The organism is Aliamphritea ceti (assembly GCF_024347215.1).
GTDB classification, from domain to species: Bacteria; Pseudomonadota; Gammaproteobacteria; order Pseudomonadales; family Balneatricaceae; genus Amphritea; species Amphritea ceti.
Genome location: NZ_AP025282.1, coordinates 4,970,132 through 4,990,757 on the forward strand (window position 1 = coordinate 4,970,132; position 20,626 = coordinate 4,990,757).

Annotated in this window: 16 protein-coding genes; 9 read left to right on the forward strand and 7 right to left on the reverse strand. The window is 49.4% G+C overall.

What is annotated here, in order from left to right; translation table 11 throughout:
• Positions 1-97 precede the first annotated feature (97 nt).
• Complete coding sequence (locus OCU49_RS22585; protein WP_261842773.1) at positions 98-640, reverse strand: cupin domain-containing protein; 543 nt, start codon at positions 638-640, stop codon at positions 98-100.
• Positions 641-741: 101 nt separating this feature from the next.
• Complete coding sequence (locus OCU49_RS22590; RefSeq protein ID WP_261842774.1) at positions 742-2,031, reverse strand: NAD(P)/FAD-dependent oxidoreductase; 1,290 nt, start codon at positions 2,029-2,031, stop codon at positions 742-744.
• Between the two features lie 410 nt (positions 2,032-2,441).
• Between OCU49_RS22590 and OCU49_RS22595 the strand changes: the two genes are divergently transcribed.
• The 6 genes from OCU49_RS22595 (at position 2,442) to OCU49_RS22620 (ending at position 9,118) form a co-directional block, all read left to right on the forward strand.
• Entirely contained in the window at positions 2,442-3,827 is a 1,386-nt protein-coding gene (locus OCU49_RS22595) for a glutamine synthetase family protein (protein WP_261842775.1), read from the forward strand.
• A 74-nt stretch (positions 3,828-3,901) separates the two neighbouring features.
• Positions 3,902-5,020 carry an extracellular solute-binding protein gene (locus OCU49_RS22600; protein WP_261842776.1) on the forward strand — a complete coding sequence of 373 codons (1,119 nt, stop codon included), beginning with the start codon at positions 3,902-3,904 and terminating at the stop codon, positions 5,018-5,020.
• A gap of 224 nt (positions 5,021-5,244) precedes the next feature.
• Positions 5,245-6,423: an ABC transporter ATP-binding protein gene (locus tag OCU49_RS22605; RefSeq protein WP_261842777.1), complete on the forward strand. Its 1,179-nt coding sequence runs from the start codon at positions 5,245-5,247 to the stop codon at positions 6,421-6,423.
• A complete protein-coding gene (locus OCU49_RS22610) occupies positions 6,420-7,382 on the forward strand; it encodes an ABC transporter permease subunit (protein ID WP_261842778.1) in 963 nt (320 codons plus the stop codon). The genes OCU49_RS22605 and OCU49_RS22610 overlap by 4 nt, the downstream gene beginning before the upstream one ends.
• Position 7,383: 1 nt before the next feature.
• Positions 7,384-8,202: an ABC transporter permease subunit gene (locus tag OCU49_RS22615; protein WP_261841696.1), complete on the forward strand. Its 819-nt coding sequence runs from the start codon at positions 7,384-7,386 to the stop codon at positions 8,200-8,202.
• Between the two features lie 184 nt (positions 8,203-8,386).
• Complete coding sequence (locus OCU49_RS22620) at positions 8,387-9,118, forward strand: glutamine amidotransferase-related protein (protein WP_261842779.1); 732 nt, start codon at positions 8,387-8,389, stop codon at positions 9,116-9,118.
• Positions 9,119-9,332: 214 nt separating this feature from the next.
• Here OCU49_RS22620 and OCU49_RS22625 read toward each other — a convergent pair whose 3' ends face one another.
• The 5 genes from OCU49_RS22625 to OCU49_RS22645 form a co-directional block, all read right to left on the reverse strand.
• Entirely contained in the window at positions 9,333-10,586 is a 1,254-nt protein-coding gene (locus OCU49_RS22625; protein WP_261842780.1) for an NAD(P)/FAD-dependent oxidoreductase, read from the reverse strand.
• A 135-nt stretch (positions 10,587-10,721) separates the two neighbouring features.
• Entirely contained in the window at positions 10,722-11,735 is a 1,014-nt protein-coding gene (locus OCU49_RS22630) for an Ldh family oxidoreductase (protein ID WP_261842781.1), read from the reverse strand.
• 94 nt (positions 11,736-11,829) lie between these two features.
• The gene (locus tag OCU49_RS22635; protein WP_261842782.1) at positions 11,830-12,582 is read right to left on the reverse strand and encodes a DUF3726 domain-containing protein; all 753 of its coding nucleotides are present in this window, start codon (positions 12,580-12,582) and stop codon (positions 11,830-11,832) included.
• Between the two features lie 9 nt (positions 12,583-12,591).
• The gene (locus tag OCU49_RS22640) at positions 12,592-14,331 is read right to left on the reverse strand and encodes a hypothetical protein (protein ID WP_261842783.1); all 1,740 of its coding nucleotides are present in this window, start codon (positions 14,329-14,331) and stop codon (positions 12,592-12,594) included.
• Positions 14,332-14,652: 321 nt separating this feature from the next.
• Complete coding sequence (locus OCU49_RS22645; protein WP_261842784.1) at positions 14,653-15,564, reverse strand: LysR family transcriptional regulator; 912 nt, start codon at positions 15,562-15,564, stop codon at positions 14,653-14,655.
• A gap of 149 nt (positions 15,565-15,713) precedes the next feature.
• Between OCU49_RS22645 and OCU49_RS22650 the strand changes: the two genes are divergently transcribed.
• The 3 genes from OCU49_RS22650 (at position 15,714) to OCU49_RS22660 (ending at position 20,543) form a co-directional block, all read left to right on the forward strand.
• Entirely contained in the window at positions 15,714-17,174 is a 1,461-nt protein-coding gene (locus OCU49_RS22650) for an aldehyde dehydrogenase family protein (protein WP_261842785.1), read from the forward strand.
• A gap of 38 nt (positions 17,175-17,212) precedes the next feature.
• Positions 17,213-18,211, forward strand: coding sequence for a dipeptidase (locus OCU49_RS22655; RefSeq protein WP_261842786.1), 999 nt, complete (start codon positions 17,213-17,215; stop codon positions 18,209-18,211).
• A 490-nt stretch (positions 18,212-18,701) separates the two neighbouring features.
• Complete coding sequence (locus OCU49_RS22660; protein ID WP_261842787.1) at positions 18,702-20,543, forward strand: BCCT family transporter; 1,842 nt, start codon at positions 18,702-18,704, stop codon at positions 20,541-20,543.
• The last annotated feature ends 83 nt before the right edge of the window (positions 20,544-20,626 follow it).

Below are 20,626 nucleotides of genomic sequence, written 5' to 3' on the forward strand. Positions count from 1 at the left end.
GCCGAATTTATAGCAGATTAGACCAGCCAGTGGCAGCAGAACTGCCCCTAAAACGGGGCAGAGAAGTACTCAGATCAATGTATAAGGTGTAGCAGAATCAGAAGGATGGCGGCGTATGCGCACTGACAATCCGGCACTGTTTATTGGTTTTATTACGGAACCTGTGGGGAATTTTCGTCTGAAAATTATAACTGTCTCCCTGCTCCAGATTGAAAACTTCACCGCCCACTGTGATCTCAATTTTACCATCAATCACAGTACCGGCTTCTTCACCTTCATGTTCCATCAGCTCAGTACCGGTATCAGCACCCGGCTCATAACACTCAATGAAAAAGGCCAGCGTACGCTTTGTATCCGGGTTACCCACCAACTTCCAGTGAATATCATCCGTGCCCATGTCTATCAGCTCATCCGGACGGAAAATCACCTGCCGCTTCGCTTCAATATCAGCGGTGAAAAACTCGGTAACTGTCATAGGAATGCCGCTGAGAATTTTCTTCAGAGACGCAACCGAAGGGCTGACTGCATTCCGCTCGATCATCGAAATAGTACTGTTAGTTAAACCAACACGTTTCGCCAGCTCGCGCTGAGAAAGCCCGTAGATCTGGCGGATTTTTTTTAACCGGTCACCTACTTCCACGCATATACCTTTAATTAACAGCTGGATGAGCCCAGCATTGTATCAGCAGACGACGGACGAATGCAGGCTTACATACGTCACGCCGTGCCAAAGCATGACGATTAACGCAATTTTTCTAACATGCCGTAGTACCACATACCTGCAGCCATCATCTGACCACTTACCCAATCACCAAACGGCAACCGCACATGGCTGATATCGGCAAATACATCAAATTTTTCCATCGAGCCGGCAACTGCATCGCCCATTATTTCTGCAATGATATGGGTCAGACCAATACCATGGCCGGAATAGCCCTGCGCGTAATAAACATTGTCAGACAACTTACCTAACTGAGGGATCCGGTTAACCACTATGCCCATCATGCCGCTCCAGGCATATTCAATTTCGACACCTTTCAGCCTTGGAAATGTCTTTTCGATTCCCGGCCGAAGCTCAGCACGAATATCCCGGGATTCACGGCCTGAATAGTTAGCACCACCACCAAACATCAGGCGCTTATCAGCAGTCATACGATAATAATCGAGCACGAAGCGGCAGTCGTAAACGGCCAGATCCTGAGGGTTAATTTTACTGGCAACCTCATCCCCCAAAGGTTTAGTGACCACGTTACCGCCGCAGGCAGGAATGATCATGCCTTTCATCTTCATGCCACCTAAACGGTGATACGCATTACCGGCAAGAATCACCGATTTAGCAGTCACTTTACCCTGCTCGGTAATCACCGCCGGTGCATTTCCGTGCTGAATATCGACGACTTTAGAGTTTTCGAAAATCAGTGCACCCATCGATTCAGCAGCCCGTGCTTCACCAATACACAGATTAAGCGAATGCAGGTGCATATTACGCGTATTCAGTACCCCGCCATGATAGATATCAGTCTCCAGATACTCTGGCATATCTTTCGCGGAAATCAGCGTGACGTCATCACCCATGCCCCGTGCCAACGCTTCTTTATATCCGTCTTCCAGTTCCTGCATATGTGACGGTTTATAAGCCGTGTGCAAGTGACCGTGCTTAAGATCACACTGAATACCGTACTTCTCCACACGGGACTTGATAATCTCATGCCCCCGCCAGCGCAGATTCCAGACAAAATCCTCACCCGCCTGCCCCATCTTTGGAACCAGCTGCTTAAGTAACGCTTTATCACCCGACAGAGAACCAGTTACCTGGCCACCATTACGTCCGGTTGCACCCCAGCCAACCTTATTGGCTTCAATAATGGCAACTTTATAGCCCTTTTCCGCCAGTTCAACTGCCGTCGCCACGCCGCTAAAGCCGCCACCAACAATCGCCACATCAACCTGATGTTCACCTTCCAGCCGGGGATAATCCGTGGCGTCATTCAGGGACTTTGCATAGTAATTATCACAGTATTGGGCTTGCATCCGCTCTCTCCGAATTTACTTGTCACGGCCGTTTGAAGTGAATTTTGAACATTTATCAGTCCGACCATTTGCGAACAGAAAACAACAAAACCAGCCTATAAATGTTTTAAAGAAGCCTTATCAGAGCTAATCAATATCACCTAAGGCATTGATTAAAATCATTTTTACTATTAAAAGCCTCACGAAACCATCAAAAACAAGTGATCATTTTTTTGATCATATTATGCATATTAAGGTCCCCTAACAAGGTTATTGTAAAAAATATGATCAATTTTCTCTTGACTACAGGCTTCCCAAAACCTAATTTAATACGCAAATGAGCATTATATTGATCACTTATGTAAAACCCCGACGCTCTTAATAACAAGATTCCGGGGCAACGCAGCACAGAAAAACAAAAAAGGCATCCCATGTCCGAGCAAGCACAGAATCACAATCATCATCCTGCCGTTACTACTCTGCTGGAAAAACATCCTGAAATTCAGGCAGTAGATTTACTTATCAGTGACCTCAACGGCGTTACCCGTGGCAAGCGCGTCGAATGCAGCGCACTGGATCATGCAATGGATGACGGCATCAACATGCCAGCATCACTGTTCTCACTGGATATCACCGGTAAAACTGTAGAAGAATGCGCCTTAGGGCTAGATATAGGCGAGCCGGATAAACTCTGCCTGCTCAGCCCACAAAGTCTGACCCTGGCTCCCTGGCAGCGTCGTCCAACCGCTCAGGCACTGATGAGCATGTATGAACCGGATGGCCAGCCTTATTTTGCAGACCCTCGCCATGTACTGAGCAACATCACCAAACGCCTGACAGATATGGGCCTCACGCCGGTTGTCGCCGTTGAGCTCGAGTTTTATCTGATTGACACTAAGCGCGACAGCAAAGGTTTCCCACAGCCACCTATCTCACCCCGTACCGGAAAGCGTGAAGAACACACTCAGGTTTACTCGATTAATATTCTTGATGAGTACAGCGCCTTTCTGGAAGACATCGCGACCTATACCGCCGCTCAGAATATCCCGGCAGATACTGCTGTAGCTGAGTACGCCCCGGGACAATTTGAAATTAACCTCAAGCATCAGGACGATCCGCTGGCTGCCTGCGACAACGCAATTTTGCTAAAGCGGGTAATCAAAGCGGTTGCTGAAAAGCATGGTATGGAGGCGTCTTTCATGGCGAAGCCATATGAGGAAGAAGCCGGCAGCGGTACTCATATCCACGTCAGTCTGGTTGATGAGCAAGGCAACAATGTACTGGCTGAAGAAGGCCGTGAATACAGCGACAAGATGGAACATGCTATCGCAGGTTTGCTGGACTTTATGCCGGCATCAATGGCGTTCTTCTGCCCGAACATCAACTCTTACCGTCGTATGCGCCCAGAGTACTACGTACCGATGGCACCTAACTGGGGTGTCGATAACCGCACTACTTCACTTCGTATTCCAGCCAGTGGCAACAACGCCAAGCGTATCGAACACCGGGTTTCCGGCGCCGATGCGAACCCTTATCTGGTTATGGCCTCGATTCTTGCCGGTATTCACTACGGTCTGAGTCAGGCACAGGCACCTTCGAAACCACGTATCGAAGGTAATGCTTTTGCTCAGGACGGTGTCGGCCTGCCCACCCGCATGCACGACGCGCTGCAGAAAATGCAGGACAGCGAATTACTGCGTGAGTATTTCTCCCCGGCATTTATTGAGCTGTTCACCGTCTGCAAACGTGAAGAATTGTCTGAATTTGAGCGCCACGTAACGGCACTCGAAAGCCAGTGGTTCCTGACCACTGTGTAAATACCTTAACCGTCCCGTCGTCACCGACAGCGGGTATCGGATGTTAAACAACAATAAAAAAGAGGTTATACAAAATGATCGACGTTTCCGCTTCCCGCAATACTCTGGCCGCCGCAATAGCACTGAGCACTGCTCTGGCTATGCCGGCATCTGCCAGTGAAGACAGTCTGAAATTCTATAACTGGTCGGATTACATTGCCGGCGACACTATCGATAACTTCCAGAAAGAAGCCGGTATTGATGTCACCTACGATGTATTCGACAGCAACGAAGTACTGGAAGCCAAGCTAATGGCTGGCGGCTCAGGTTTCGACGTTGTCGTACCGGGTTCACAATTTCTGGGACGTCAGATCACCGCAGGTGTTTTCCAACCTCTGGATAAAACTAAACTGAGTAACTACGCCAACCTTGATGAAGGTCTGATGAAGGTGCTGACAGAAGTCGATCCGGATAATAAGTACGCTATTCCTTACCTGTGGGGCACGACCGGTATCGGCTATAACGTTGAACAGGTCAAAGCAGCACTGGGGGAAGATGCGCCGGTGGACAGCCTGGATCTGGTTTTCAAACCGGAAAATATGGAAAAGCTGGCAAAATGTGGTGTCGCTTTCCTGGATGCTCCGGGTGAGATAGTCCCTATCGCTCAGAACTATTTGGGTAAGAATCCAAACAGCGATAACAAAAAAGATTACAGCAAAGACTCTGCCGCCGGTAAGTTGCTGCTATCAGTACGTCCGTATATCACTTACTTCCACTCTTCCCAGTACATCAACGACCTGGCAAACGGTGACATCTGTGTCGCTATCGGCTGGTCAGGCGATATTCTGCAGGCAGCAGCCCGCGCTGAAGAAAGTGATAACGGTGTAAAAGTCGCTTACAGCATTCCAAAAGAAGGCACCGCTGTATGGTTCGATATGCTGGCAATTCCGGCTGACGCCAAAAATACTGACAAAGCGCACAAGCTACTTAACTACTTACTGCGCCCTGAAGTCATTGCCGGTATTTCAAACTACGTGGCATATGCCAACGCCAACAAAGCTTCTACTGACCTGATTGATCCTGCGATCGTTAACGATGAAACCATCTACCCGACAGATGAAGTCAGAAAGAACTTATTCTCTCTGAAGGTACTGCCGAAGAAGATCGACCGGGTACTGACCCGTCTCTGGACAAACGTAAAAGCTAATCGCTAATTCGTTATCCGAATGCTGGCAGCCTCCGGGCTGTCAGCCAGACAACAGATGGATAAACATTTGTAATTACTCTCAGCGGCCAGCTCTCAACGACCAGCTGACGAAATTACAAATGTTTATCCATTAACGTGAGAACCTGACATAACCTCAGCCGCGCCTCTGAACCCGTCCTCTGGCTATGTCATTTTCATCAATAATTATAAGAAGTCATCGGAGGCTTCCCCATGACACAAGCGCAACGCATCGACACGGACAGCATTGAACAACCCAATGCTGCTCCTGCAGAACAGATACCTGCCTGGAAACAGGACGGCGCTCAGCCATTCCTGCGGATTGAGAACATTACCAAGAAGTTTGGTGACTTCACCGCCGTTGATAACATCTCACTGGATATCTATAAAAACGAGCTTTTTTGTCTGCTAGGCGGTTCCGGCTCCGGTAAAAGTACCTTGTTGCGCATGCTTGCCGGCTTTGAGTCAGCCACGTCTGGCAAGATCATTATCGACGGCGTCGATATGGCAGGTATTCAGCCCTGGAAGCGCCCGGTGAATATGATGTTTCAGTCGTATGCGCTGTTCCCGCACCTGAGTGTTGAAGAAAACGTTGCCTTTGGCCTCAAGCGTGAAGGCATTCCCCGTGCAGAAGTCCGGGAGCGGGTCGCTCAGATGCTTGAGCTGGTGCAAATGGGCCATCTGAACAAGCGTAAGCCGCATCAATTGTCCGGTGGTCAGCGCCAGCGTATCGCACTGGCCCGCTCACTGATCAAACAGCCAAAACTGTTGCTACTGGATGAGCCACTGGGTGCACTGGATAAGAAGCTGCGTGAAGAGACGCAGTTTGAGCTGATCAATATTCAGGAAAAACTTGGCGTGACTTTTGTGGTCGTTACCCACGACCAGGAAGAAGCAATGACCCTGTCGACCCGTATCGGCGTGATGGATCAGGGCAAGATCGTCCAGACGGCCGAGCCGCATGATGTCTATGAATACCCGAACAGCCGCTTTGTCGCTGAGTTCATCGGTTCGGTGAATATGTTCGAAGGCCGGGTTATTGAAGATGAGCCGGACAGTGTGCGCATTCATTCCAAGGAAGCCGGTGGCGAACTCTATGTTAACCACGGCATCAGCTGTTCACCGAATCAGAAAGTACACGTGGCACTGCGCCCGGAAAAAATTAAAGTCAGCCGCCGTAAGCCGGATCAGGACGTTAATTGTATCGTCGGCATCATCGAAGAAATTGCCTACATGGGCAGCATGTCGGTGTTCCGCATCCGTCTGCCAAGCGGTAAAGAAGTCCGTATCACTCAGCCGAACCTGTCCCGTAGCATGGGCGAGCGCTTCACCTGGGAAGATCAGGTGTACATGTCCTGGGATGCAGACAGCAGCGTGGTACTGACCTCATGAACGCCCCGGTTTCCCTGAATATTCCCGGCCAGAAGCCGGTGTCAGGCTTGGGGCGCCTGATCTATAGCTTACGCCACCTGAGCATTGGTCGCTGGACGGTTATTTCCCTGCCCAGTCTGTGGCTGGCGGTGTTCTTTTTTGTACCCTTTTTAGTGGTCTTCAAAATTTCCTTAGCGGAGCCGACCATCTCGATTCCGCCTTACAGTTCATTGCTGGAATGGGACCCGGAAGAGTCGTTTGCGACACTGAAGCTGAACCTTGGCAACTACATCTACCTGTTTGAAGACACCTTCTATCTGGAAGCCTATTTGAGCTCGATCCGGATTGCGGCGGTCTCGACTTTCTTCACATTATTAGTCGCGTTTCCAATGGCATATCTGATCGCCCGCAGTAAATCCACCACACGGATCTTACTGCTGTCGCTGGTGATTCTGCCGTTCTGGACCTCTTTCCTGTTGCGGGTGTATGCCTGGATGGGCTTCCTGAAAAAGAATGGCCTGATCAATGAATTTCTGCTCAGTTTCGGCATTATCGATCAGCCGTTAACTATGCTGCAGACCGACTTTGCCGTGTACATCGGCATCGTCTATACCTACCTGCCGTTCATGGTCTTGCCGCTCTATACCGCATTGGAAAAGATGGACATTACCTTGTTGGAAGCCGCTGAGGATCTAGGTGGCCGGCCGATGCAGAACTTCTTCCTGATTACCTTGCCACTGGCGATACCGGGCATCATTGCCGGTTGTTTATTGGTATTTATTCCGGCGGTTGGTGAGTACGTAATTCCGGCCCTCTTAGGCGGTTCCGATACTCTGATGATAGGTAAAGTCCTCTGGGATGAGTTCTTCCTCAACCGGGACTGGCCGATGGCCTCTGCGGTCGCAACCGTGATGCTGATCGTGCTGGTACTGCCGATCATGCTGATTAGAAACACTAATTCCGGTAAGGAGGCGTTTTAAGATGCAACAACGTAAATCGCTGTTCCTGAATACCAGCGCGACATTAGGGTTTATCTTCCTGTACGCACCGATCATTGCGCTGATCGTATACAGTTTCAACAAATCCAAACTGGTCACCGTCTGGGGTGGCTGGTCCCTGAAATGGTATAGCGCGCTGTTCAATAACGAGCAGATCATGACCGCTGCCTGGCTGAGCTTAAAGGTCGCCTTCATCAGCGCCAGTGTGGCGGTGGTGTTAGGAACACTGGCAGGTTTCGTACTGTCACGGATGGGCCGTTTTCCGGGCAAACTGGTGCTGTCTGGCTGGATCACCGCACCTTTGGTGATGCCGGAAGTGATCACCGGTTTGTCACTGTTGCTGTTGTTTGTGGCAATGGAAGGCGCCTTCGGCTGGCCATCCGGCCGGGGCATTGGAACCATTATTATTGCCCACAGTACTTTCTGTCTGGCCTATGTGGCGGTCATTGTGCAATCGCGTTTATCGGCGATGGATGAATCACTGGAGGAAGCCGCGATGGACCTGGGGGCCAAGCCTTTCAGTTTGTTCTTCCTGGTGACCTTACCGCTGATTTCACCGGCGATCATCTCCGGCTGGTTACTGTCATTTACCTTGTCGCTGGATGATCTGGTTATCGCCAGCTTCGTCTCCGGTCCGGGTAACAGCACGCTGCCAATGGTGATTTTCTCCAAGGTACGTTTAGGGGTAACACCGGAAGTGAACGCCTTGGCGACGATCATGATCGGTATTGTCGCACTGGGTGTTGTTGGTGCGATCTGGCAGATGCGCCGCCAGAACCGGATGATGAACCGTTTAGACTAACTAGTCGAATATCCACCGCAGCTATCGTTTCACCCATAAGCGAGCTGCGGTGGTCAAAAAACCATCAGAAGCAGGGATAATACTGTTAACCCACAGCGACTGATTATAAAATAACCAAACATGCCAAGTGTGCCGCAGAACCGGCCACAAGAATTTGCAGTTAACTTCTCAGTAAAGGCTTTTTATGAAAGTTGGTATTCTCGCCGCCGGTATCACACCGGAGGAATTACAGGCTCAGTTTGGCAGCTATGCCGATATGTTCGTACAGCTGTTCAACACCGCTGAATATGAATTTGAGTACGATATTTATGACGTTCGTGAAGATATTTTTCCGACTGGCGCAGAAGTCTGTGACAGTTGGATCATCACCGGCTCAAAATCCGGCGTCTACGAAAATCAGGCCTGGATGCAACGCCTAAAAACACTGATCATGGAGATCCACCAACAGCAAAAGCCATTACTCGGCATCTGTTTCGGTCATCAGATAATTGCTGAAGCTTTCGGTGGAAAAGTAATCAAATATAACGGCGAATGGGGTCTTGGCCTGCAAACTTACCAACTGATTAGCGACAGCCCGCACATTCCTGGCGACGTATCTGGCAAGCCATTTACTATCAACGCGGTACATCAGGATCAGGTGGTAGAAAAGCCAGCAGCGGCTGAAGTTTTTGCCAGCTCCGACTTCTGTAATTATGCAGGTCTGGTCTATGGTGATCGTATTATGACTTTCCAGGGTCACCCGGAATTTACCGTAGAATTTGAAGATGCTCTGTTAACCTTCCGCGATGGCGACGGCATTCCTCATGAGCACGCGCAACAGGGGCTGCGTAGCCTGGCCGAGCCAGACGCCAAAGCAGACTCATTGCAGGTTGCTCACTGGATGGCAAATGTACTTTTACAACGCCCTGCCAGCTAACAGGGTCCATTTAAAAAAACCGTGCTTCTGCACGGTTTTTTTATGTAATAATTTTATTGCACAGCTATCTACAGAAACTCAACTGACTTGATACACAGGTTATTCAGCCAACACTTTGCCGGTTATTCCTGTAGTGAACGCAAGACAGCCTCTTCTGCGAAAGGCATGCACTGGCAATCACCAACTGAAAACTATAAGCCGTTAACTAACATCATCAAAAGCGCTTAACGCTATAAGGCTGCATATCTACACTGGTAGTTTCATTCGTCATCAATTGTGCAACCAATTTACCGGTAATGGCCCCGGTCGTTAAACCAATCTGACCATGTCCAAAAGCGTAAGCAACGTTACTGTAAACAGAGGCTTTATCTATCACAGGCAGGCTATCCGGCATGAAGGAGCGAAAACCCATCTGCTCTTCGCCCTGATTATTTTTCAGTCCGGGAAATAAACGCAGAGCTTTTTTAGCAATAATTTTTGCCCGTGAAAAGTTTGGTGAGTGATGCAACCCACCCATCTCAGAAGTACCGGCAATACGTAACCCATGCTCCATAGGCGTCACTACAAAACCACCATTGGTATAAATTACCGGGTGTTGCAGCGAAATCTCTGATTGGCTCACGGTCGTTGCATAGCCTGCTAATGCTTCTACTGGTAATTTATCACCTAACAGCCGGGTTAAGCGGCCAGACCAGGCACCGGCTGCAACGACAAAATGATCCGCCGTATAATTTTCATTACCAGCAAGCCTTAGTGCCTTCACTTCGCCATCACGACAATCAAACCCCTGCACTTCGGCTTGAAGCAACTTACCTCCCTCAGCGACAAAGTACTCCACCAATTGATCAACTAATCGCTTCGGATCAGCGAAAGACCTCCAGCCCTTAAGCAGTACTGCGCAGGCAAAATCATCTGCCAGTGCCGGCTCGATTATCTTTAACTGTTCGGGGCTAAGCCTTTCAAACTCAAAGCCAAGATCTGCTTTCATTTTCCAGGTAAGCCGGTCCTGTTCAAACTCATTTTCATGGTCATATACCAGTAGCGCTTCGTTTTCCCTCAACATGTCTTTAATGCCGGTAATGGCTAACAATTCTTCATAGCTTGAAGCAGCCTGACGCGTCAGAGCTGCCAGCCCTTCGCCAATTTCTGCCACTCTGCCAGGTTTAGCTGCCATCAGAAAACGGGCAAACCAGGGAATTAACTTCATGAAATAATGCGGCCGAATGACCAGCGGGCCTTCAGGATTCAACAGCCAACCAGGAATCTTTTTCATCGCTCCCGGCTTTGAGAAAGGTACTACCTCACCTATCGCTAATAGCCCGCAATTACCACTGGAAGCCCCTGCGGCAGGTGTTTCCTGTTCGATCAGACTAACTTGTATACCGCGACGCTGTAATTCTATTGCCGTACATACGCCGATAATTCCAGCACCAATAACAGCTGCACTTTGCTGATGGGTGTTGATCATGGAGTAACCCCTACAAAACTATGACAGTAAAATAAGCAAAACCGTGTTGTAGCAGATAACTCAGGAGGGGTCGATAGCAGGAGGGGAGATAGTAATAATCAGCCGGTAAGTACTCACTTACCGGCGATCATAGGATTATACTGCGCTTAGATCGGCAATCTTATCCAGCAATGCCTGTGGCACTTCAACACCATCACGTTCATGCTGCTCGCGCAACTGTTGACGGCGCTCACCCGGAATACGTACTTCGTTGTCATCGGTCAGTGAAGCAAACATAGTTTCCAGATGCGCCAGATAACCGTCACTGTAGAATTCCGGATTGAAAGCAATAATGGTCTGGCCTACATTAGGTGGCCCGCCATCATTGGTTGAGAACATAGATGCTTCATAGGAGCAGTTGCTGCCCGTCAGAGCACCACCCATCAGATCTACAATCAACCCCAGACCAAAACCTTTTGGTCCGCCTACCGGTAACTGAGCGCCTTTCAGGCCAGCTGCAGCATCAGTTGTCGGATTGCCATCAGCATCTATAACATGCCCCAGCTCAACCGGCTCACCGGCAGCGGCTGCTTTAACAATATTCACCCGTGCAGTCGATGACGTCGCCATATCTACTACAACTGGTGCCAACATTTCTCCTGAATCACTTTGCCGTGGCGAACCGAACGCAAAAGGATTGGTACCAAAGAAAGGTACTTTACCGCCGTGCGCCGCTACCGCTTTAGAAGAGTTAGCGAACATCAGAGCAACTAGCCCCCGTTGCGCCAGACGGCGTACAAACCAACCCAGTACACCGGCAGAATAAGACTGCTGGATTGCCAGCATACCAACGCCTTCACGCAGAGTAGTTTCGATCAGTTGCTCTTCAGCATGCAGATAAGCGGTATGGCAGAAACCGTGTCTGGCATTAACCAGCGTTGCTGCTGCAGACTGACGCACGATTTCAGGCTTCGCATCGCCAATTACTTTGCCGCACTTCAGGTGATTCAGATAAAGATGAATATATCCCAGTCCGACGTTACGTATCCCTTCGGCTTCGGCGTCCATCAGCTCCAGCGCAACCGCCGTAGCGTGTTCTTCGTTAGCGCCGCAACGGCGTAGTGCATCAAAACTTAACTGACGGATTTCTTCCAGTGACAAAACCGGCATATAAACATTCTCCCAACTAAACAGCCCTCAATGACAGTTGCTACCAATCTCAGGTTAGCAACTTCGAACTGTGCTTATTTTTCTGATTTAAAATTTATGCGCCGGCACCCTGGCGTGAGCTTTCACTGTTTTCTACCAGCACAGCATTACCAATCTTATAAATACTGTCCCATAAGGTCGCATCAATATAAATGCCCTTATCCAGTGCTTCTTTACCTTTCGCCGCCAGTTGTTGCGGCGTCATTTCCAACAGACCCTTGCCCTTAAACTGGTTACGTAACGACGATGTCAGGTCCAGCTGACGGGTACACAGCAACGTCAGGCTCTGATGCTCTACCGCTTCATCCCGTGCTTCAGGTGATAACTCTACCCGCGCATAGTTCGGATAGCTGTCACCGGCTTTTATAGCAGCAGTATGTTCAGTAATAACGTCTGAGCCATTCTGCCAGTATGCAACAGCACTTAAGCCTCTGCGGCCACAATCAGCCAACGCTTTCATCACCACCATCCGGTTATGGCAGTTATGCAAAGTTAAAGTAGCAATACCGGCGTGCAACGCTTTTACCTGTACCAGATCGACAGCAGCAGCAACACAGTTCAGCGCGCTGCGACCGGTACACTCGAGTACCAGTGAAGAAGCATCTTCGTAACTGATCTGGCTACCGGGTTTAACCTGATCTGTTTCCAGAAACGGCAGTGAGCGGTATAGCTCATCCAGCCCGCGGCAACCATGCTGCTCAAGCCAGACAACGGCATTAGCAGCATCTTCATATTGGCCAACACTGTAACCGTTTGCTTCAAAGCAACGGCGCAACGTGGCACTTAATTCATTCAGCGATACGTACATGATGGCGTCCTAGCGGTTAGATTGGGTTTGTGGATTCAGTGGCATAAACCAGTCATCAGCAAAAGGTTTGCCGATATCTTCCAGTAAGGGAGCCCCCTGAAACATAGTGTTACGTACCCAAAGCTTGGAACGCGGATCAAATTTACTTACCCCAAAGAACGCCAGCTTAGCGCGCAGCAAGTGCATTGGCAGCACGTCTTTATCCAGTAAGTTGGCACGAATTTCACCGAACAAAGTGTTACTCATTGCCTGAATACGGCGCACTATACCCCGTGACTGCGGCTGCTCCAGCAAGAACTGTGCACAGGTCGCCTGCTCATCACCGCCAAACTCCTGCAGCTGGTCGTAGCACTGACGTACAAGAAAACCAATGCCCAGCGGCATTTGTTTATCGGCGCCCGGCTCCTGCTCACAGTCACCTAAACGCGGTTCCATTTTATCTTCTGACCGATACCAAAATGTCTGGCAGGCTTCCGGCTTGGAAAAATCGATCTCCAGTGCCCAGTCATAATGTTTTTCGATCAGAGATTTAAGCGTGCTCAGCGGCATTTGCGGATTAAGATCCATCACGTCATTCTGACAGCAATGCTCTTCCAGCTCATCAACCAGCGTTGGGTACAGCTCAAGCAGCACAGAAACCAACAGCTCCTGGCCCTGTAATGAACAGTTCTGATTACTCCATTCCAGCAGGCTGCTCCAGTCACTGATACCGTTCAACATCTGCTCTTGCAGACGCTGCAAATCATTCAGCAGCATCTGATTATTGTCTTGCTGCCATTCATCGTCACAAAACACTTCACGGGTATGCAGGTCGCAACGCCGTAACAGCTCACCAAAGCGATCACGGGTGCTGCCGTCCGGCTCGGTCATGGCACAGATACGTGCCAGCGCCAGCTCACGCATTTCAATCCAGCGGTTAATCAGCAAAGGGTGATTAATCAGATAAGGCGCCATCCCCAGCCCGGTAGAATTACCAATACCAAAGTAACGCTTCAGGCCCAGCTCCATTGGTTTGTACGTTTCCGGATTGCGGATTTTTGCAATATGTTCCGCCTGTAACAGACTGAAGTTACGCAACATAAAGCACACAAACATTTCAGCACTGAACGGACGGGCGAAGTCCAGCCAGTGGCTTTGCACTTTCTGCCAGTCAGCCATACCAAGCTTACCGCTACCGTATACAGCGGTTGTACGGTACAGATAGCCAACTTTGGCAATCTTTTCGGCATCAGGCTGCTCGCCATTGGCCAGTTGATCAACGACGTAATCAAAGTTACGCGCGCTGCGGTTTGCCCGGGACAAAACGAAAACACGGCTATCGACCCGGCCGGCTTCCTGTTTAGGCACATTATCACGCAGTTTTTGCAGATAACTTTCATCACCGGCAGCAACTTCAGCCGCCAGATCACCGGCAACCAGCGCCATGGTCAGATCCCACTTAGTGGCAATCACACGATCATTACGTTCTTCAGGTGATAAATAGTCAGAGAAAAGTACGAAGCTGTAGCAGCCCTGTGGCGCCTGAATGCGATAGATAACCCGGCCATAGCCCTGGTCATCCAGCTCCATCAGTGCCGGGGTAATCTGCCAGCGTTCACGCATGATACGTCTTACCAGCGCGCGCATGAAACTCAGCCTGCTCTGGTGCATAGCCCCCAAACGCTCAAGCTGCATAACCTGCCCGACGGGCCGAAGTGGCAGTGCATGGCTGCCGTAGAGTGATGCCTGAATTGCCGCAGACCCTGTCATTGTCTTAACCTCATGGAACACCTAAGTCTCGTGGATACAGAATCCGCGACCGTCTGTGATACACACGCGTGTGCGCGTGAAAGACTGATTCGCCGATTCTTAGGGCAGCATAGAAATATATGGTGCAGTACCCGGACCGGACCGCTGATTATTATATTTAGGGCCAGATATAATCACCGCGCGTCGCTGGTATTATCCTGAGCTCCCTTACAAACATAATCAGCCGATTTCGCTGCGGCATCAAATCAAAAGGTTCTATCAAACGATAATCAAAACTTATTAAATTATCGAAGATATTATTTTTCCTAAGAGTTTATACGTTTAGGCGTCTTCTTCCAGATCACTACAGCACTGCTGCAGGATATATTTATAGAAGGCTTCCGCCGGTGGCGACAGGGAACGGTTAGTTTGCTGCACCACACCTATACGACGAATCACCTGCGGTGAATGCAAAGGTACAAACCTAAAGTTAGGACTATTTTCCGGAAACGCATAACGCGGCAATGTTGTAATTCCAAAACCAGCGTCCAGCATCGCCAGCAAAGAAATCATATTCGAAACATATAAAGGCGACTTATCTAACAGGCCGGCAGCATCAGTGCCTTCAAGTAAACGGGAGGTACCATTACCGATCAGGCGATACTCTTTCAGCACTTTCCAGTCAACGCTGACCTCTTCAGCCAGAGGATGTCCGACCGGACACACCACTCCCACTTCATCCTGCCAGATCGGCGTGAATGTCAGATTGGTATACAGATCTGGCTTCAGCAGATTCGTCAGGCCAAAATCCACCTGCTGATTTTCAATCATCCGAATAACGGCATCAGAATTATCATCAAAGCAACTGATATGCAGATCCGGTGCCTGACTAACAAAGTCCTGTAATAACGCGGGCAATACCCGGCTGGCGATCGACGGTACTGAGGCCAGACGTAAATGACCGGTACGGTGCTTAGCCAGTAACTCCATATCCTCAGCGACCCGGTCATGATGACTGATCAGTTCTTTAGCTTTCGGCAGGAAGTAATGCCCGAACGGCGTTAGCTCGGTCTTATTCGTTTTGGAGTGATGCTTCTCAAACAGCGCTTCACCGAGCTTATTTTCCAGATCACGAATGGATAAGGAGATCGCCGGCTGGGTACGGTGAGCCCGTTCCGCCGCGGCATGAAAGCCTTTGAGTTCAGCCACCCAGATGAAGTGACGCAGCTGCGCGATCTTCAGATCTGCCAACATAATAAGAACTCCTTATCACAAAATATTATTTATTAATTTTTATTATTACAGCACGAGACCTATTATGGTTCCAACAGATTTTTATATTGCGCCCTCTCTTACACATACAGTTAAGCATAGGCGCTACTTCCGATAGTCAGGAGATCAATATGTCAGATCAGGTATTCAACAACTACATCGCCGGTGAATGGCAGCCAGGCAACAACGGCAACATTGCTAACATCAGCCCGGCAGATACCCGTGACGTTATTGGTCAGTACGCTCAGGCTGATACAGCTCAGACTGAAGCGGCCATTCAGGCAGCAACTGCTGGTCAGGTAGAATGGGCCAAGAGCGGTCTGGAGCAGCGTTACTCCGTACTGATGGCGATTGGTGACGAACTGATTGCCCGTAAAGACGAGCTGGGTATGATCCTGGCACGCGAAGAAGGTAAAACAGTCGCTGAAGGCGGCGGTGAAGTTTACCGTTCTGGCCAGTTCTTCCATTACTACGCTGCTGAAGTGCTGCGTCAGATGGGCGAGACAGCTGAGTCAGTTCGTCCAGGCATCGAAATTGAAACCCGTCGCGAGCCTGTTGGCGTTGTCGGCATCATCACGCCTTGGAACTTCCCAACTGCAACAGGTGCCTGGAAAATTGCTCCGGCACTGGCATTCGGTAACGCCGTTGTATGGAAGCCAGCGAATCAGGTTCCTGCATCTGCATGGGCACTGACTGAAATCATTTCCCGTCAGGGTCTGCCTGCAGGTACTTTCAACCTGGTTATGGGTCCTGGCCGTGAAGTGGGTGACGTACTGATCAACTCCCGTCAGGTAAACGCTCTGACATTCACAGGCTCCCTGGAAACTGGCCGTAAGGTTGCATCTGCTACCGCTGGCAACCTGGTTAAATGCCAGCTGGAAATGGGCAGCAAGAACGCCCTGATCGTACTGGACGATGCCGATCTGGATAACGCTGTTGAATGTGCTGTTGGTGGTGCTTTCGGTGGTACTGGCCAGAAATGTACAGCATCTTCCCGTCTGATCGTAACTGAAGGCATTCACGACCGTTTCGTAGAAGCGATGCAGGCACGTATGCAGAAACTGGTTGTTGGCCACCCTCTGAAAGAAGGTGTTCACATCGGTGCTGTTGCTGATGCCCGTCAGTTGGAACAGAACGTTGAGTATTTTGAACAGGCTAAACGCGAAGGCGGCAACCTGGTATGTGGCGGTGAAGTGTTCACTGAAACTTACAACGGTGAAGAAGTTGAAGGCTACTACATGCAGCCAGCATTGTTCACTAACACAACTAATGACATGACAATCAACCGTGAAGAAGCATTCGCACCGATTGCCTGTGTTATCAAAGTTAAAGATTACGAAGAAGCTCTGGCGACTCTGAACGATACTAACTTCGGTCTGACTGGCGGTATCTGCACACAGTCTCTGCAGTACGCGACTCACTTCAAGCGTAACGCTAAAACTGGTTGTGTCATGGTTAACCTGCCAACTGCAGGTACTGATTACCACGTACCTTTCGGTGGCCGTAAAGACTCTAGCTTTGGTCCTCGTGAACAGGGCACTTACGCGAAAGAGTTCTACACAGTGGTTAAAACCAGCTACATCCGCGCCTGAAGTCAGCCGCATATAATCAGTCATCAGGAGAGCTAAACATGCATCTGGATATACATCGCCAACAGATCGTCATAGATGGCCTGCAGTACTCCAACTGGAGCCGCGAGATTTTCGAACAGCTGCAAGCCGGCGGTGTAACTATGGTTCACGCCACCATCGTCTATCATGAGCAGATTCGCGAGACCCTGCTGCGCATAGGCGAATGGAACCGCATGTTCGAGCAACACGGCGATCTGATCATGCCGGTTAAGTCTGCGGATGATATCCGTCTGGCGAAAAAACTGGGTAAAGTAGGTGTTATGTTCGGCGCGCAAAACTGCTCGCCGATCGAAGATGACATCGACATGATCGAGATTATGCGTGAGCTGAATCTTATGATTATGCAGCTCACCTATAACAACCAGAGCCTGCTGGCCTGTGGTTGCTACGAAGCAGAAGACAGCGGTGTTACCCGCTTTGGTCGCCAGGTTATCGCTGAGATGAACCGGGTAGGCATGATCGTTGATATGAGCCACAGTGCTGAGCGCAGCACCCTGGAAGCGATTGAAATTTCCAGCCGGCCGATTGTGATCTCACACGCTAACCCGAACAGCTTCCATGCGGCTAAACGTAATAAGTCCGATACTGTTCTGAAAGCACTGGGTGAATCCGGTGGTTTACTGGGCTTCAGCCTGTATCCGTTCCACCTGAAAAACGGCCCTGACTGTACTCTTGATGAGTTCTGCGACATGGTTGCCCGTACCGCAGACCTGATGGGTGTTGAGCAAATTGGTATTGGTACTGATTTGTGTCAGCAGCAGCCGCTGGAAGTACTGGAGTGGATGCGTAACGGCCGCTGGTCGAAAGAGATGGACTACGGCGAAGGCTCAAAGAGCAATGCTGACTGGCCACGTCCGCTGGAGTGGTTTAAAGACAGCCGCGACTTCCCTAATCTGACAGCTGGTTTACTGAAGCGTGGCTTCAGTGAACAGGATGTTGCCAGAATAATGGGGCTAAACTGGTTAAACTTTTTTGAAAGCAGCCTGAAGCCAGCTTAATTTAATTATTAAGTTAAGCTTTATTTTTAAATAGTCATTTAATTAAAAACAGCTTTTTCTTTAAATGACTATTTAATTAAAAAAACTGACATAAATGATATTTATGCCTATAAGTAAAATTGCGAATTATTTTCGCATTTATGATATAGGCATTAAATAAACGCTGTTAGATTGAGTGGTTAATCTGGCGACTTAATTTGTTTTTATTGGGTGTATAAAAACAAAATAGCTAATTGAAGCAGTAACATTTGTTACAGTTTCCGGATTAAACACATAACGCGCATACGCTCTCATCACTGCGACAGGCATGCAGTGATTAAGGCGGACAAAGCAGTAACAGGTAATATTACCTGCGCGATAATAAACTGCGTTATTTAGTAACGCTGAATACCTTCAGTTTTAATAAATGACAAAGTTAATATTTTAAGGAAAGGACTCCGGTATACGCTCCCGTTAAATACTCATAAAAATAACAACATGAGGTAATAACATGAAAACCCCACCGCCGTTTACGGATATAGAGGTTAAAACCTCTTCCGAAGGCTTTTATAAAGGTTACAGTTTGCCTATCGCAATGCTCAGTAAAGTGTCTATGACACTGCTGGTTTTGTGGGCACTGGTCTGGCCTGATAACGCTGGCTCTATGCTGTCATCATTGAATGGTACTCTGCTGAATACCTTCAACTCCTTCTACATCGTTGTAGTTGGTCTGTTCGCTTTCTTCTGTTTCGCACTTGCTATTGTCCCTTCCTGGGGTAGCCGTCGACTCGGTCCAGAAGGTGAAAAGCCTGAATTTTCTAATTTCTCATGGTTCTCCATGATGTTCGGTGCGGGTCTGGGTGTAGGCCTGATGGTTTACTCTACAGCAGAACCTATGGGACTCTGGGGCTCAAACCCAGTTGTTCTGGCTGGTGACGCCGTTGCTAATACTGCCAGTGCAGTTGAATCCGGTATGCGTTATACCTTCCTGCACTATGGCTTCCATGCCTGGGCGATTTACGTGGTGACAGGCCTGTCTCTGGCTTACTACGCGTACACCCGTAACATGCCACTAACTATCCGTTCTGCGTTGACACCTCTGCTGGGTCGTCATCTGAATGGCCCGCTGGGTCATCTGGTTGACGTATTAGGCGTTGTAGCAACAATCCTGGGTGTATCGGTAACTATCGGTTTCGGTATCAGCCAGCTGGTTGACGGTGTCTATGCCATTACCGGCATGGAATGGCTAATGAAAGATATCGACACTAAACCAGCACCAAGCACAGTTGGTCTGCTGGCAGCCCTGATTATGATCATGGGTATGTCGATTGTCTCTGCAGTATCCGGTGTAGGTCGCGGGGTAAAATACCTGTCTAACCTGAACCTGGTATTGTCTCTGATCCTGCTGCTGACTTTCGTATTCTTCGGTTCATTCGGCTTTGCCATGACCACTTACGGTACAGCACTGGTTGATTACATCCTGAACTTTGTTTCACTGTCTTTCGGCGCTTACGGCCCGACTCCTTACGACAGCTTTGTTGCTTCATTGCCTGAAGTTGCCCGTTCTCTGCCACCTGCAGATCTGCAGGCATTACACGCGACTGGCCCATGGGGTGGTTTCGAGTCCTTCAAGGCTGGCCTGCCGGCTGCCCTGCAGGCAACTGAAAACTTCGACGCTACTGCAGCGGCTATCTGGGAAGTTACCGAAGAAGGCCGTCAGTTTGGCTGGCAGTCTGCATGGACTACTTTCTATTGGGCTTGGTGGATTGCATTCTCTCCATTCGTAGGTCTGTTCCTGGCGCGTATCTCTAAAGGTCGTACTATCCGTGAATTCGTACTGGGTGCAGTTATTGCTCCGGCACTGGTATGTTTCGCATGGATGACTATCCTGGGTGGTACTGCGATCGATCTGGAACTGTCTGGCGTAGCTGAAGGCAGCATCATCGGTGCATCTGCTACCGCTAAGCTGTTCGCAACACTGGCACTGATGATTGACGGCGGTCTGCTGTCTGCAATCACTATCATGTGTGTTGTACTGATCATGACCTTCCTGGTGACATCTGCTGACTCCGGTATTCTGGTAATGAACACCATCATGTCTGGTGGCGCTCAGGAAACTGGTAATCTGCACCGCATCATCTGGGGTGTTCTGCTGACGCTGGTAATCGCTACTCTGCTAATCGCTGGTGGCGGTGGTATGGACGCACTTAAGAACGCAATGATCATCGGCGCACTGCCATTCACTATGATCATGTTCCTGATGTGTATCTCTATGATCAAAGCACTGATCCGCGACGATATCCGTGATAAAGAAGGTCTGGGCGCTGAACCATCAGCTTCTACGAACAACTAGATCCGGTACTGTAAAAAAGCCCCCGTCAGGTAACTGACGGGGGCTTTTTTGTTGGTTTGGCTTGGCTTGGCTTGGCTTGGCTT